General features: G+C 40.0%; 8 protein-coding genes. All 8 read left to right on the plus strand.

Going from position 1 to position 17,402, the window contains the following annotated elements; genetic code table 11:
• The first annotated feature begins 300 nt into the window (after positions 1-300).
• Positions 301-1,323, plus strand: coding sequence for an IS110 family RNA-guided transposase (locus tag D5018_RS17850; RefSeq protein ID WP_121840351.1), 1,023 nt, complete (start codon positions 301-303; stop codon positions 1,321-1,323).
• A 566-nt stretch (positions 1,324-1,889) separates the two neighbouring features.
• On the plus strand, positions 1,890-2,192 hold the full coding sequence (locus D5018_RS17855) for a hypothetical protein (RefSeq protein WP_121840352.1): 303 nt from the start codon (positions 1,890-1,892) through the stop codon (positions 2,190-2,192).
• 879 nt (positions 2,193-3,071) lie between these two features.
• Positions 3,072-4,499: a tetratricopeptide repeat protein gene (locus tag D5018_RS17860; RefSeq protein ID WP_121840353.1), complete on the plus strand. Its 1,428-nt coding sequence runs from the start codon at positions 3,072-3,074 to the stop codon at positions 4,497-4,499.
• Positions 4,496-6,658 (plus strand): type I secretion system permease/ATPase, encoded by a 2,163-nt coding sequence (locus tag D5018_RS17865; RefSeq protein ID WP_121840354.1) that lies wholly within the window; start codon positions 4,496-4,498, stop codon positions 6,656-6,658. The genes D5018_RS17860 and D5018_RS17865 overlap by 4 nt, the downstream gene beginning before the upstream one ends.
• A complete protein-coding gene (locus tag D5018_RS17870; protein ID WP_121840355.1) occupies positions 6,658-8,097 on the plus strand; it encodes an HlyD family type I secretion periplasmic adaptor subunit in 1,440 nt (479 codons plus the stop codon). The genes D5018_RS17865 and D5018_RS17870 overlap by 1 nt, the downstream gene beginning before the upstream one ends.
• The gene (locus D5018_RS17875) at positions 8,098-9,081 is read left to right on the plus strand and encodes an AraC family transcriptional regulator (RefSeq protein WP_121840356.1); all 984 of its coding nucleotides are present in this window, start codon (positions 8,098-8,100) and stop codon (positions 9,079-9,081) included.
• 114 nt (positions 9,082-9,195) lie between these two features.
• On the plus strand, positions 9,196-17,001 hold the full coding sequence (locus D5018_RS17880; protein ID WP_121840357.1) for a calcium-binding protein: 7,806 nt from the start codon (positions 9,196-9,198) through the stop codon (positions 16,999-17,001).
• A gap of 231 nt (positions 17,002-17,232) precedes the next feature.
• On the plus strand, positions 17,233-17,402 hold a 170-nt coding region (gene tnpA, locus D5018_RS22450; RefSeq protein WP_416351532.1), incomplete at its 3' end, for an IS66 family insertion sequence element accessory protein TnpA.

Genomic DNA, 17,402 nt, shown 5'->3' on the forward strand with positions numbered 1-17,402 from the left:
TGTCAGGTTAGATGCCCACTATAGTGCGGAGAGCTTGTTGATCACGAAAGAGTACTGTCCAACCTCTTTTCCTGCTCTCATTGCCTTTTGGCCACAGCGTAAAATCAACCACTTTCGCTGCTTCATCGTATAACGCACCTTAATATGGATTCACGTATGTTCATCATACTGGCTACCTAGCATTTACCCGATTCATGTGGTTATCAGGAGGAACGATGAGATGGTCTCCTCCTCTTATCGGCATCGCAATGTGCCAAACTTGAAGTTGAAAAACCAAGTTAACAGAGTGAGGAGACCACTATGAAGATTACTACAGTTGGAATAGATTTAGCAAAAAATGTCAGTCATGTTGTAGCTTGCAACCAAGCTGGAAAAATCGTTAAGAAAAAAATGCTTAGCCGAAAAGATATTATCAGTTTCTTTACTCAGCTCCCCAAATGTTTAGTTGGCATGGAAGCTTGCGCTACAGCGCATTACTGGGCGAGAGAAATTGAGAAGCTAGGACATACTGTTAAGCAAATACCACCTCAATATGTTAAAGCGTTTGTTAGAGGTAACAAAAATGACTACAACGATGCACTTGCGATAGCTGAAGCGGTGGTTAAACCAGAAATGCGTTTTAGCAGAACCAAAACTCAAGAGCAACAAGACATACAAGCTTTACATACGCTTCGTAAAAAGTGTGAAAGAGATAGAACAGCTAACTGTAATGAAATTAGAAGCCTACTTGCAGAGTACGGTATCACTATTTCAAAAGGTGTAAACAATGTTTATAAAAGCTTGCCAGTACACTTTGACAGATGTGCCGATAACGGATTAAGTGGGCTATTCAAGGAGTTACTTGAGCACCACTATAACAAGCTCGAAGAATTACAAAAGAACCTTGAATTTTACACAAAGAAAATAAAAGAGTTGAGCAAAACAAAAGAGTGTAAAAAGCTACAAGAAGTACCCGGTATCGGTCCAATAGTAGCCAGTGCTTTTTATCAGCATGTTGGCAATGGTAGTGAATTTAAAAATGGGCGTTGTGTATCAGCCTCATTAGGATTAGTCCCAAAGCAGCATAGCTCTGGTGGTAAAGACAGGTTACTTGGGATAAGTAAACGAGGAGATCCTTATTTGAGATGCTTGTTGATACATGGTGCAAGAGCAGTCATAAGAACTAGCGGTGATAAAGATACACCTCTAGCTAATTGGATAAGAAAAATAGAGACAACACGAGGCAAAAATAAAGCCGTGGTTGCACTGGCCAATAAAATTGCCCGAATAGGTTGGGCAATACTGAAAAATGACAGTCACTACCAAGCTGAATATGCTGCTTAATTGGCATTAACATTTAACTAAAAAGTTCAACCCCAAGGATTGCTGATAAAAAGTAACTGATGACAAACAGGTAAGACCGACATATCGAAAACCCGATAGAGGGCATGAGTTTTGAACTCGTGGGAACGATAGGGACGATATGTGCGAAGTTCATTGAGGCTCGAAACCCAAGTGTTTCAACTACGAAGCCGGATATACGAACGCAAACCTATCCCTGTCAAAAGCTATTTTTTACTTGCAATATTGGAGGAGACCATATACGTCCTCTCACGATTATTTTCCCGTCGAATCGACTTCATTACATTGTCAGGCTCGCTGCTTTATTCAGAGCCCTAGGTTCAACCGGTGATACGGCAGGTTCACTCTAAGCGGTGAACAGCGCTTCATACGACTTCACGTCGCACGGACAGGAATAAGTTAATTTTTCATTTCGAAAATAATTTTTTTAACAATATAAGGGCAGTTTTAAGCGGCTTATTTGCATATTATATTTTCAATAGTTCCTAACCTACTCATGCATATTTGATATTGTCAGAAATAGACTTATTCACCAGAGGGGAGAGATCATGTTTCTGTTTTTAAGTCATTCCCAATTGCATAAAGTTAAGCCTCTTCTATTTCTTTCTATTTCTTCTTTTTTGCTCTTATTTGACAGTGCTTCTTATGCTGGTGAGAATCATCGTCCAGACCTAAAAGCTCAAAAAATACTATTTCATTCACAAGAAGAAACTTGCAGCCAATGTCAGACAGAAGAGCAACAAATTAATGAAAAATGTAAACAAATTTGTCCATTAAATGCCCGCGCATGTAGTGCTTGTTTAGCTGAATTAAAAGCACAGCAAGATATTTGTGAAAGTATCTGCAACTAAGGAGCGTTTTCAAACAGGCTGCATTCAGCTTAATTCTGGGCAGAACCTTTTTAGCATCAAAAAGAAACCATTTATTAAAGATAAAATGGTAAGAACTTTTCATAAATCAACGTAGATTGTTAGGTGCAAACTTTATTGTTCTTGCATAATGGGGTTGAAAGTCTTTCAGGTTTTTTGATGAAAAAGTGTTGTTTGATACACGAAATACACAATGCGCTTACAAAACTGAAAGTTTTCTGTAATTTTTGTTTTGGCGTTGCTATAATCCGTAACAACAAAAGCATAAAGATAATCTTTGTACCTAAATATCTTCGGAGCAGCAAATGGCAAACTATGAAAATCATGAAGCTTACTACCAAATCAAAGATCAAGTAATCAGCACGTTACCTCTTGATGAGTCACTTGTTCAAACAGAAGAGCAAGATTAATAAAAAGAATCCAATAAAAAAGCCCGCATCGCGGTTTTTTTTATGTCTGGATAAAACTAGTAAAATAAAGCAGCTGTTTACAGCTTATAATTCAGTTGATAATTGATGAGTGAAAAATTCGTAAATCAGCATAAGTATGCCATCTTTGGTCGTGCTTCAATTTTTGCCTTTATGAAATTCAGGAAATATCTTGTTCGTATTTTACCTAAGAGTATTGTGAAAAAAACAACAGGGCTCTTGATTTATAGTAATAAAATTCCTGAGTAAAAACACTAATGTTTAGAGTAAAAAAACTAATTTAATCAATTGGTAGTCACCATTTCGTTAAATCGGAAAGCTCACCATGACGTGCGTCACAGTACGCGTATTCAAGCTTAAAACTTATTGTTCCATACTGAAAAGCTTTGTAGCTTTATTTGGTATGCGTCACAACTTTTAGGCTTGTCATCCAATGAACTCTGAAATCGTTAATAGTGACGATTTATTCACTCAAGCAGTAACTTTTCATCAACAAGGAATGTTTGATAAAGCACAGTCTTGCTATCAGCAAGTATTGTTACAAAATCCAGATCATCTTTCTTCTTGGATAAATTTGGGAGTGTTAAACCGAAGAAATAAACGCTATTCAACATCTTTATTGTGTTATCAACGTGCTTTGGCATTAAAAGCTGATGATGCTGGAATACTCAGTAATATGGCCAATGTCTTAAAAGACAGTGATCGGGTTGAAGAAGCCATTCATTATGCTCAAAAAGCTGTTGATATTGAGCCTGAAAATGTGACTTTTAGACATAACTTGGCGATTGCATTGAGAGAAGATAAGCAATTTGAACTGTCGTTACAGGAATTGAATACGTGTCTTTCTATACAACCTGATAATCCTAACTTGCAATGGGATCGGTCTTTAGTTCTATTGATGATGCAGAAGTTTAGTGAGGGTTTTCTTGCGTTTGAAGCAAGGTGGAAAACTGGAGACTTACCACAACCCAATGTTCCAAGTCATTGTAAGCGTTGGAAAGGACAGCCGTTCAAGGGAGAAAAACTGTTACTACTGACCGAGCAAGGCTTTGGTGACACAATCTTTTGTATTCGATATATCCATTTAGTCTGTCAGTTGGGTGGCGAAGTCATACTCGAGTGTAAGTCTCCGTTAAAGCGACTTTTTTCTAATTTACCCGTGACTTTACTTTCTTTTGAAGCAGCAAGAGATGGTATCGACTGGTATTGTCCAATGATGAGCTTACCTGGGCTGTTTTTAGGTCAAGAGCCGCCACCACCAAAGTTATATATTCCAAAATCAATTACAATTCAGTTAAGTGAGCGTTTGGCTTCGGAAAGAGGGAATTTGCAGGTTGGTATTATTTGGTCTGGAAGTGTCACTTATGGTGACAACGATAAACGGTCAATATCCCTTTCAAGCTTATTACCTATATTTGAATCTTTGCCAGAAGTTAGATTTTACAGCCTTCAAAAGGGGCCAAAGGAACATGAACTTAGAGAATCGGGTTTACAAGTGCTTATACCTGACTTCGGAAGTGAGTTAGATGATTTTGCTGAAACTGCGGCATTGCTCAAACGGCTCGACTTGTTAGTTATGACCGACAGTGCTTGTGTGCATCTTGCGGGGAGTATTAATACCCCAATTATTAACTTGCTTCAGTACAAACCGGGGTGGGTTTATTTTCCAGAATCCTATACCAGTCGTTGGTATCCATCAATGCGAATTTTACGTCAGCAAACCTCAGGTGATTGGGAGCCAGTGTTGGTGCAATTGCAATTTCTTTTATCTGAGCTGGCTAAGAGTAAGCATATAAATTTACAACACACGGATGTGCTCAATATTCTTGATAAATTTGAAACTAGGAGCACCAGTGCATGAATCAAGACTCCACTCCTGAAATTGAAGAACAAGAAGCAGAGCCTAAAGTTCCAACAGGCTTACTTTGTCTGACCATGATGCTGCAGTATCTAGAAAAGCCAGCAGATCCACAAACCTTGATGCATGAATTTTGCCCTGATGGCGATGATCTCGATATCATTAAATTAGTGCGAGCAGCAAAGCAGCTCAAAATCAAAGCAAGACAGGTTAAGGTCAAAGCAAATCGGCTAGAAAAAGCACCTTTTCCATTTATAGCTCAAGATAACCAAGGTCAATTCTTCTTAGTAGCCGCCATCCGTGACGGAAAGGCGTTGGTCCAAAGCCCCATAAGCCAACAACCTGAGCAACTAGAGATGGATGAACTCTGGCAACGTTGGGATGGCACAGCGGTGTTTATGACTCGTCGAGCTATGTTAGCGGGTAAGTCACGAAAGTTTGATATTTCTTGGTTTATTCCCGTGGTGGTTAAATACCGTAAAATGTTTAAAGAAGTATTAATCGCCTCTTTATTCATCCAATTATTTGCTTTGATCACACCGTTGTTTTTTCAAGTCGTGATGGATAAAGTTTTGGTACATCGAGGGTTAACCACGCTTGATGTTCTGGCGTTTGGGTTATTGGTGATCACTTTCTTTGAGATCATCTTAGGCGGACTGAGAACCTATGTCTTTTCTCATACCACCAGCCGAGTAGACGTTGAGCTAGGGGCGAGGTTATTCGATCACATGCTTCGCTTACCGATAGCTTATTTTAATACTCGGCCTGTTGGACAAGTGGTAGCTAGAGTTAGAGAGCTTGAGAATATTCGGTCTTTTTTAACAGGAAATGCACTAACCGTTGTCTTGGATTTACTGTTCACTTTTGTATTCTTTGCAGTAATGTTTTATTACTCACCCATGTTGACATGGATTGTTTTAGGCTCAATTCCTATTTATGTCATTATTTCTATATTGTTAACTCCTGAAATTCGTAAGCGTACTGAAGAGCAATTTCAAAGAGGCGCCATCAATCAGTCTTTTCTGACCGAATCTATTACAGGGATGGAAACGCTTAAGTCAATGTCGGTAGAACCTCAAATGCGCCAGCGTTGGGAGGAGCAGCTATCAGGTTACGTAAAAGCCAGTTTTCGCAGTGTGGTATTGGGTACGTTTGGGGGGCAAGCGGTACAGCTGGTGTCCAAGATAGTCACAGTAGTCTTGTTATGGCAAGGCGCTCAATTGGTGATTAAGGGCGAGCTTAGTGTAGGGCAATTAATTGCGTTTAATATGTTGTCAGGGCAGGTAGCAGCACCGATCTTACGATTGGCGCAGTTATGGCAAAACTTTCAACAATTTCGCATATCTCTTGACCGATTAGGTGATGTACTTAATGTACCTCAGGAGCCTCAGCAAAACCTAGACAGACCGAACTTACCTCCGGTAAAAGGTGAAATTAAGTTTTCAGACATTGTTTTCCGATATACCCCTTTAGGTCCCGAGATTTTAAGAGGGGTCAATCTTACCATTCCCGCAGGGCAAATCATTGGCATTGTAGGGCGGTCTGGCTCAGGTAAATCGACATTAACCAAGCTTATCCAGCGCCTTTATATTCCTGAGGCCGGAAAAGTATTAGTGGATGGCAATGATTTAGCCTTGCTAGATCCTGCATGGTTACGGCGCCAAGTCGGAGTTGTTCTTCAAGAAAACATTCTGTTTAACCGCAGCGTTAAAGACAATATTGCGCTTTCTGATCCATCACTTTCAATGGATCAAATTATCAATGCTGCGAAATTGTCCGGCGCGCATGAATTTATTCTCGGTTTGTCTCATGGCTATGACACTGAAATAGGTGAAAGAGGTGCAGGCTTATCTGGAGGGCAGCGACAGCGAATTGCTATTGCAAGGGCACTTATCACCAACCCACGAATTTTAATTTTCGATGAAGCAACCTCAGCGTTAGATTATGAGTCAGAAAGTGCCATCCAGAAAAATATGCAATCTATTTGCAAGGGGCGCACAGTTATCATCATTGCTCATCGTCTGTCTACCGTTCGCAGTTGCGATAGAATCATTACTATCGAGGAAGGCAAAGTTATTGAGGATGGTTCTCATGAACAACTGCTTGCTCAAAATGGTCGATATGCCATGTTGTGGGCGGCACAAAGTGGGGAGGCTTCCTAATGTTTGAAGGGCTAAAAAAAATCCGTGAGATATGGAGTGCTTCCAAAGCTCAAGAAAAGGAAAACGAAAAACATCACATCGAAAGGAAAGGGGATGAATTAGAGTTTCTACCTGCTGCGGTAGAAATCTTAGAAACGCCAGCTTCTCCAGCAGGGCGAACCACAGTATGGTTAATCATGGCATTGTTTACCATTGCCGTTTTGTGGGCTTGGTTTGGCAAAATTGATACTGAAGCCGTTGCCTTAGGTAAGCTCATTCCCGTAGGTCAAGTAAAAGCGATTCAACCACTTGATATTGGTAAAGTTGAAGCTATTTATGTTGAAGATGGTCAGCATGTAAAAGCTGGACAAAAGCTCATAAAATTAGATCCCACAGAATCCGAGGTTGATGTAAAACAAGTTGAATATGAACTCAGGCAAGCGCAATTAGACGAAGCTCGATTACAGGTTGTATTAAAGGTTATCAGTTCAGGAAAAGTACTCGCACCGGATTTGAGGGCAGAATTAATGTCCTCGCATAAGCCTTGGGTAAAAGAAATCGATGCTCCGCAGTGGGTATTGCAACAGCGATTACTCGACAGAGATTTGGATTATTTTTTCAGTACGGACACGACTTACCAAGAATCGGTCAATCAAAGAAAGGCTAGTATTAGTGCAGTAAAAGCGGAAATTCAGCGACTAAAAACACTTGAACCTTTGTTTGGTGAGCAAGAAAAAGCAATACGTCAGCTATTAAAAAAAGGTCATGTATCAAAACTTGAGTGGTTGAACTTTAAAGAAAAGCAAATTGAAACGACACAAAGCTTAGTGGTGCAAATAAGTCGTCTGCAAGAAGCCAAAGCATCATTACAAGCCTTAAAAACGGAGCGGCAAACCAAGAGTTTTGAATTTCGACGGGAGCGAGTACAACAATTACAACAAGCACAGCAACGAGTTCAAACGGGTACTTTGACCTTATTAAAAGCCAAAGAACGTGAACAAAATCGCTATCTGACCTCCCCTGTAAATGGCACGGTTCAGCAACTTCAGGTTCATACTATCGGCGGTGTTGTTCAACCTGCACAGGCCTTGATGGTCATTGTACCAGAAGGAGCAAAACTAGAAGCTGAGGCTATGGTGCTGAATAAAGACATAGGCTTTATTCATCAAGGGCAAACGGTAGAATTGAAAATAGATAGTTTTCCATATACCCGCTACGGTTTAATCGAAGGAACTGTTCGCTCTATTACGACTGATGCGGTGAATGATGAAAAACAAGGTCCAGTGTATCCGATGCGTGTGACACTTAAGCAGAAAAAGATCTTAGTTGATGATAAATGGGTGCCTTTGCAACCGGGCATGACCTTAAGCGCTGAAGTAAAAACGGGTAAAAGAAGATTGCTTGAGTTTTTCTTAGCGCCGTTTTTACGTTATCAAGATGAAGCCATGAAGGAGCGTTAAGTGGGGTACTCATTACCAACAGATGCCCTTGCTCTGAAACGTGTAGCAGAACACTTGCAGCTTGATATACCATTACTTGAGCAAAAGTCAGGGATAGATTTTCAGTTGATTGAAAAACAAGCGTGGATACCTGCTACACGAACAAGAAAGTTGTATTTGGCAATCGCATCACAGCTAAATTGTAGTGATTACCCTATTAAAATTGGTTTGAGCTTTTCTCCAGATACCCTAGGGCCATTAGGGATTTTATTTTTGTTATCATCGACCCTTGAGCAAGGATTTAAAGCGCTAGAACGCTTTTATCCTCTGCAAGACAAAAGTTTCACTCCAGTATTGAAAACTTCAGGAGAAACAACAGCGATTGAAATTCAGTTTGCATACCCTATGACACGGTATTTACAAGATGCTGTTGCAGTTACTGCCATTTTTCGTCTGTTTTCATTGTTAAGACTTAGTTTAGGAAGAGAATACCAACCCCTTAAAATTTGCTTTAAGCGAGGTTTACCGTTTTTTAATAACGAAATAAGCACTTCACTTAATTGTGAATTTAATAGTAAAAGTAACGCCATTTTCATTCCAACCAGAGACATTCAGGCTTCGACTCAAATGGCAGGAGAAGCCATTAATCAGCAAATTCGTGAAACCATTAAAAATCATCTAATCGCTGATAAAAATTTTATCATTCCTCTAAAACAACTAATCAAAGAGAAGTTAGAGCAAACGGATTATAGTCTTGAGCTAGCCGCACAAGGCTTAAACCTTTCAGTTCGGACATTACAACGTCGTCTAAAAGATTTAGGTCTTACTTTTAGTAAATTGGTACAGTTAGTTCGATTGGAGTTGGCATTAGAACTACTCGAAAATAAAAATTTAACCTTAGCTATGATTGCGGAAAAGCTGGGATACGCTGATGAGTCTGTGCTTTCACGGGCATTAATCCATAAATATGGGATAACGCCATCCAAATATCGCAGTTGCTTGTGATCTAGATCAAGAACGAAATCAAATGACACTATTCTGGCGCGAAGTATCATTAACCACACTTATTGTAAGAGTAAACTTCTGCTCACCTGAAGTACCCAATAAGTGAGGGATAAAATGCCTACCGCAACACTTGATACAACACTCAATCAGTTAGAGAGTCAAAGCGAATCTCAACTGAAAAACATGCAAAAAACCTTTAATAGCGAAATAACTAAAGTCATAAAAGAAGCGGTTACAGGTAATCAGCAACTTTCGACACAAGACCTTATTAAAAATGTCTTAGCGGCTGTCTCTAAATCTGGTGCTGGTGACCTAGCGGATGGACTCAAAGACGCATTAAACGATGACGGTGTCCGAAGATTTGCAACCGATGCCGATCAAGGGAAACTTAACCCTAAGGAAATAAAAGAAGGCACAAATCCAGAAGATGCTGATTACTTTAAAGACAATACCGATGAGTTTAAGCAACTATTAGCAAAAAATAATAAAACGCCTGATTCAATTGCTGAAGAATTGATAAAACAAAAAACTAATATTAATCCCCTGAGAAAAAGTGTTATTGCTGAGCTAACTCGTAGAAATTTGGCACCTGATCTTAATCACGACTTTGGTGAGTTTGCTCACGATTTGAGCGATTATTTTAGCGGTACAGGTTCAAATTTAACTGTGATTAAAGATGAGTTCTTAGGGATTAAAGATAAACTTGATCTAACGGATAAATTACAAAAACTTCGCATAGCGAGGCTCTCCCGTACGTTAGATACAGATAAGGCATTATTATCGGATACAGAACTCAGGGAGTTGATGTCCAAAAATTTAATTTCTAAAGATGTTAAATCAACCATAGCAGGTGATATTTCAGCTGAATTATCACCGATATTTAAAGGAATAGGCCTTGGGTTTGGCGCAGTTAGCTCAGGTCTAGGCTTCTATGCCGCTACAAAAAAATTAGAAGAGGGAGACGTAAAAGCCGCGGGAATTCGATACGCAGGTGCTGCATTGGGTACAGCAAAATTGATTTTCGGAACTTATCAATTAATTGGTAAGCAAATAGCGGGAAAATTCGCTAATCCTGTTGTCAAAGCTTTGTTGAATCCTGCTACAGCGTTAAATGCCGGTGCATCAGCTACTAAAGGCGCTACTGCAGCCGCTCGTTTTGTCACTGGTGTTGGTGCTGTGATAGCCGTTACCGTTGGTTTACATAGCTTAATTAAAAATGCCATGGCGGCTAATGATGCTCGCGAACAAGGTAATCATGGTAAAGCGGCCATATTAGGCATTCAGTCAGCATTAGATGGTGTCTCTATAATACTGGACGGTGCCAGTCTTGTCTTTGACTTTATTCCTATTATTGGAACTGCAATTTCTGCTGTTTTGGATATTATCAATCTTGGAGTCAGTGTCTTAAATACGGCACTTGGCTTCATACTACCTCTTGCTGAAGATGCTTCAGTTGACTTCAAAAACTTCCTAAAAAGTGATGCATTTAAAGATAACTTTGAACGCTTAGTTGATGACTTAAGAGAGCAAGGTTATGACAGTCTGGATTATCGAGTTGATGCTGTAAAGGCAGGAATCAATCAGGATGTCAACCATAACTTAAGAGCACTTAGACAACGTTTCCTTGTCGACCTTAGTCATGCTGCCCCTGACGTGATTAAGAATATTGCCATTATCGATAACACATCCGTAGGTGAAGTGATTGAAGGCGGTTTGGGTGATGATCTACTTAAGGGTGGCGATGGTAATGATGTGCTGCGAGGTGGAGCGGGTAATGATATTCTCGATGGTGGTCCGGGCGCTGATATTTTAGAAGGCGGGACAGGGGATGATCGCCTTATTAGTGAAATCGGTATTGATATTCGAGTAGACGGTGGAGAAGGTAATGATACTGTTGTCACGGATGAATTACCTCGCTTAATTGTATTTAATGAATGGGGAGAAAATTCTAGAACTCCAATGCCTAAATTAAGCTTTAAAATTGAGAACGGTCGTGGAGTGGCGCGTTTAAAATTTTGGCAGGATTGGGAAGGGTTTGTGAGTAGTGATAAATTCATTGTGAGTAGTACAAATTCACTTAGAGTTGATAACCGTGATGATAACAATGGACTTTTCAGCGCTTTAATTAAAAACCTAAATCGAGGACCAACAAACGAACACATTACAAACCAAATCAACAGGCGATTTGGTGAAAGACTACTAGATAAGTTCACTCGATTATCTCAAGGTCGATCAGATCCTGACCTTCCTAACATAGTCAATGAAAGCTATGGAGGTAGATATAACGTTGAAACGAACCTCTTTACATCACATATTAATTTAAATCGTGCTCAAAATGCGCTTCAGCAAGATGTTCAGAATTGGGTTAATGCTCGCCGTAACAGTGGAAAAACCATTTATCGGTTAAGTCAAGATATTTTCAGCGATGGTGAATTGCTATTAGTTCGAATTAGAAAATCTGATACTGAATATAAAGGACATATTATCGTCAAGGGGTCATCGCTTGAATATATTGATTTTCAAGATTTTAGCAATGTCAGTGCTCCTCAATTATTGCTTTTATTCCATCGTATTATCAAAGGAACCGATATCGCCAATGTCGAAAACTTTGAAGCTGGTAACGAAGTTGATGTGATTGTGGGAAACTCAAAAGATAACCGCATAAAAGGTCGTGGAGGTAAAGACACCTTAGATGGTGGCGCTGGCAGTGATACTTACGATATTAGTGATGCAGATAAATCCGTTTTCGTAAATCTCAACCCTTTATTAAGCGATAATCAGCAAAGTAATTTTGACAAAATCAAAAACTTTGAAAATGTAATCGGAGGTCGACATGCCGATAGAATCACCGGTGATGCTAAAGATAATGTATTAGAAGGGCGTGATGGAAATGACGTACTCATTGGCCATGACGGTGATGATATTTTGTCTGGCGGTAATGGTATCGATAAACTTGATGGTGGAGATGGTTTTGATACGGTCGATTATAGCCGGGACAAAGGTGACTACGAAAGTCAACTCAAAATTGATCTCGAGGAAGGTCGAACGCAGTACCGTGGTCGAAATCAAGAACAATGGAGAAATGAAGATACGCTAATAAGCATTGAAGGTGCCATTGGTGGAGAGCAAGCAGACATAATCTTAGGTAGTGATAAGAGTAATCGCCTTTCAGGTCGTGGTGGAGATGACACTATTCGAGGTGAAGGTGGTCATGATGTTATCTATGGTGGTAGTGGCGAAGATACATTGTATGGCGGAGAGGGAACTGACACTTTTGGCGTGAGTTATGAGAGTGAGCTAGGAAGAAGCATTTCTACAGGTGTGTTTTCCGTAGAAAATACAACCCAATTTTCTAATACAGATTCACCATTCAGGATAAGAGTTGGCGGACGTCAAGCATTTGCAATAACCAAGTTAACAGGCAATCGAATTGAGCTTAGCATTGCTGAACGTAAAGTGATTATCCAAAACGGTGACATTCATTCACTCATTGGTGTACGCAAAGGCCCTGAATATAATCCGTTTACAGAATCTTCAGCAGAAAATGAACCACTGAGACTAAATCGTTTACATGGCGTTAAAATTCGCCTTTCACGTTCTTCAGATAAGTGGTTATCCATAAAAGTTAAGCCCAATGGAGAACGTAGCTTTTATTTGTCTGGTAAAGATTTTTCCTTCTCGACCATTGTTTCGCATATAGCAGTAGCAGATCTCGCTACAGGAACGAACCAAGTAACGGTAACCCGCAAATCTGCTATTAGTTTCGAAGGAAATCTTGGCAATATCACTAAACTTTATCAGGACAGTAGCACTCCTTCTCAAACTGAACGATTTTATGATTTTGAAAACCTTACTGGAAGTAAAGCTGCTGATGTATTAAAAGGCGACCAATTCGATAATAGAATAAGAGGATCAGCAGGAAATGATGTCTTAGAAGGGAAAGGTGGTAATGATGTTCTTTTAGGTGGAACTGGTCGAGATACATTAAGAGGCGGAGAGGGCATAGATACTGCTTCTTGGGCAGATTTAAGTACTGCAACAGGCGGGTATAACAGAGGTGTTGTTGTTGATTTAGAAAAAGGTAAATCAACCATAGGTGGACATGATGAAGACAGATTGGAGAGTATTGAAAACGTCACAGGTTCGAGATTCGATGACACTATTTATGGTGATAATCACTCAAACTACCTAAGCGGTGGTCTTGGAAAAGATACCATTTACGGTAGAGGTGGTGATGATGTTTTTGTAATTAGGGATTACTCGTATACAAATCTGGATAATAATAACGCTGCGTCTGGTCGTTTGCTAAGAGCAGATGATTTATTTGGTGGGCAAGGTCATGATATTGTCGATTTCAGTCAATTTGAAGGCGAGCATGGCATAAAAATTAATCTAGAGGGTGGGCACGCAGTAAGTCTCAGAGAGACGAACAATCATCTTGCTCATCTAAACAGTATTGAAGGTGCTGTAGGAAGCCAAAAATCAGACCAAATTTTAGGTACTCAAGAAGCTAATAAATTATTCGGTGCAGATGGTGATGATTTTATTATCGCTCAAGCAGGTGATGATACCATTACGGGGGGAGATGGTAGAGATAAAATTTTTGGTGGAGAAGGCATTGATACGGTTAATTATAATGATGCGTTTAGATCAACTGGTGTAAAGGTTCAGCTACGTAAAGCTACATTCTATCAGTGGTCAGAAAAGCAGCTTAAATTTCTAGCTCCAGAGGCGGTTTTAAAGAGTTATACAAATGCGCTCAAAAATGAAAACTTTATTGCAGGTGAAGAAGATCTAGTTTTAGATGTCGAGAATATTCAAGGTTCAAGCTTTGGTGACAAACTGCTTGGTAATGAAGAAAATAACACACTTGTTGGCTTAGGTGGCAGTGATACCTTGATAGGTGGCGATGGTAATGACTTCCTTGTAGGAGATGGTGGTGCAGATCTAACTGACATAGATACTCTTGAAGGCGGCAAAGGTGATGACACCTTAGTCGCTGGCGGTGGCGCTGATGTTTTGAAGGGTGGAGAAGGTCGAGATACGTATTTGATCTCAGAAAACTCTCGAAATAGCCGAATTATCGAAGCTGATAATTTCAGCCGTATTGGTTTTGCGGGTCTCCAAAAATCACAAGTGAATGTTCGAGTTAATGTTCAAACTGGTGATATTGAATTTTATGTTGCACAAAATGTGTTAGCTAAAATTGCAATCAGTAGCTTAGGAGTTTCGGCTGGAAATAATGGTCAATGGAGCCGAGAAGAAACCATTAAGTTAGTTTCTGCATTGGTAAAACGCTTCCCTGCTATTAGTTTTACCGATGCACAGCTTACGTCTGCTGAGTTAACTGAGTACATGCTCATCAACCTGATTAATGGAACTCCTGGTGAAGATAATAGCCAGGTTAAAGTGGGTAATGACTTAGCTAATGAAATTCATGGCAATAATGAAAAGAGCATTTTATTTGGTCAAGGAGGAGATGATAGATTAACCGATGGCGGTGCAGGTAACGATACGCTCCACGGTGGTCATGGCAACGATATTCTAGTTGCTGGTGAAGGTGATGATTTACTCAAAGGTGATGAAGGCGACGATACCTTAGCCGTTTCAGATGTTGATTCTTTAGGGAGTGATACTTTCATCGGGGGGACTGGTAGTGACAGTGCCTCTTGGTCAAACTTAAGAGGCGGCAAGCACGTTGAAGTCAGTACATCAGGTGACAAGTTAACAGCAACCGTGAAAAATGCACAAGGACAAGCCATTGGTAATCAATCGCTAGAATCCATTGAAAATCTATTTGGCACGAGTGGCAACGATATTCTTATTCATGGTGCAGGTGACAACTTACTTGTCGGATTAGGTGGGAATGATACCTTTGACGGTGGTGCAGGTTCAGATCGTTACCTTGTTGGAGATGGTCATGATGTTGTGAAAGACAGTGGTCAAGATAACGGAAAAGATACCATAGCCGTTAAAGCGGATAGAGCAGAAAAACTGTTTGTAATTCGAGATGGTGACGATCTAAAAATCTATATTGATGATGGAAAAGCGACCACGATAGCTGAATTGAAAAACAGTGTGACTTTGAAAGGATGGTCGAAAAGTCATGCTGGCATCGAACAATTGCGTTTGAGTGATGGAAGTGTATTGAGTGTCAAAGAAATTGGGTTACTTGAATCGCTAACACAATTGAGATTTGGTGGCTCTGTTCCTAGTGCTAATTCTGATATTACAAAACAACGAAGTGCATTGAATGTACGATTAGCAAGAGGCGAAAACATTTCACTACATGAAGAACAATTGAAATTGATAAATTCCGATTCGCTTGGAGATGATCTGCAACTTGAGTTAGGTAACGTCCCACTTTCAAAACTAGAAGCCGTTCGTCAAGGCGATCATTTAGTCCTGAAGAGTGGAAGCAAAGCTATAGCTTTATTAGAAGATTGGTTCAATAACTCAACGCCTATTCAGTCGCTTAAAGTTAATGAAAATATCACATTAAGCGGTGAGGCGTTTAAACTGGCTGTGGGTAACTTGTCAGATCAGCAAAATAAACCCATTATCGAAATATTAAATACACCAACCCAGTATGATGACAACCTACTCGCGAGCGGTGGTCAACTTGATGGTGGTAAAGGGAGTGATACATACTTACTCAATGACTTTAGTGGAAATACAGTTATTGATGATAGTCAGGGCAAGAGCTTATTGCTTTTGACGAAAGGCTTATCCGATTTAACAACAAGCAGAGTTGATGATGATTTGATTATCCGTCGAAATGGTAATGATGATTCCGTGAGAATAAAGAATTTCTTTGCTGAAGGTAGCAAGTTTACCTTAGATTTGGGTGAGCATGTTCGACCCGATAGCTCTCCATATGATCGTTTGTACCGAAAGCATGTTGCTATTGAAGGAAATGGTATAAGTCGCTTAGCTAAATATTCAGGTATCTCTTTACAAGCGATTGCCAGTATCTATGAGGATAGCGCTCCTGAATTAGAATATAATGACCGCCCCAATCAAGGGGAAGGTCAGGAATTGAACCCTTGGGGTAGAAAAACGATTACTGACTTAAGAGATATTCCAGGAACCCCTTATCGGGTCCTGCAAAAAGCAGCGTTTTATGAGCTTTCACCAGATGCAGGTTCAACTCAAAAAAGGGCCGTGGTATATACTAATCGCGATGATGACAATTCCCCCTATGTTTCTGTGCCAAGTTATATTGCTGCAAAGTACAATATACGTTCTGAAGTTTTTTTTAATGAGCCATCGCAATATAGAGCTGGAACAATTACTGGTACCAATGGTCATGACGTTATACAAGTAACCCAAGCAAAACTAGGTGTTAATGTGTTTGCAGGTGAAGGTAATGACACTGTTAAGGGAGCTCAAAGGCACAGTAATATCTTAGAAGGTGGGATAGGGAATGATGTACTTGTAGGTGGTGATAAGCAAGACATCTTACTTGGTGAAAAAGGAGCCGATACACTCATTGCTGGAAAAGGTGCGGATTATGTGAAAGGTGGAGCGGGCGATGACACTTACGTTTTCCATGAAAATGACGGTCAGGACACCATTATAGATAGCCAAGGTACTGATACCTTGAAACTTGAAGGGGTGGATCTAAATCATGTCGTGTTTAGACGTACAGGGAATGACTTACGAGTGCTAGTTCTTGGTGATAATGACCACGATACACTCGGCAGTGTTACTGATCAGCTCACCATCAAAGAGCATTTCAATGGTAAAGCGGTTGAACATGTTCACGTAGGGAATAGAGATCTTCAAATGGCTGATATTGGAAAGCTAGTTCAAGCAACGGCGACTTTCCTTGCTGAAAATGGTGGTACTGTGGATGCCGTTGATATTGACGATAAACGCAACGTGTTATTGAACTTGAGCGTTAATGCTTTGGGCTAATCGCCTCGTTAATTCTGAAAGGGTAGGCATTATGCCTACCCTTTTTAATGCTGAACATACATATTATCCAGATTTGTGATAGCTGGTGACGGTCTGAGTTTCGTTTTTATTGAAAATGGGTATATTAAATCGATAAAAAGGAATCATAAAAGGTAACCGTCTGCCAAACAGCACCTGTCTTAGTTAATTAAAATCGGCATAGTGGTCTTTATTTGTCAAAGGCTACAGCTAATGCGACATCAACATAGAAGCCCTGAAGAGTGGCTGCACCTTCTAGAAGAGCAACGGGATTCAGGATTAACCATAGGTCAATTCTGTCATCAAAAATCGATCCTTATCCAATCATTCCATAACGCCAAAGCTAAAATAAAACGCTTACGTAAAGAAGTGGAACACAGTAA

Source organism: Parashewanella curva (assembly GCF_003675895.1).
GTDB lineage: Bacteria > Pseudomonadota > Gammaproteobacteria > Enterobacterales > Shewanellaceae > Parashewanella > Parashewanella curva.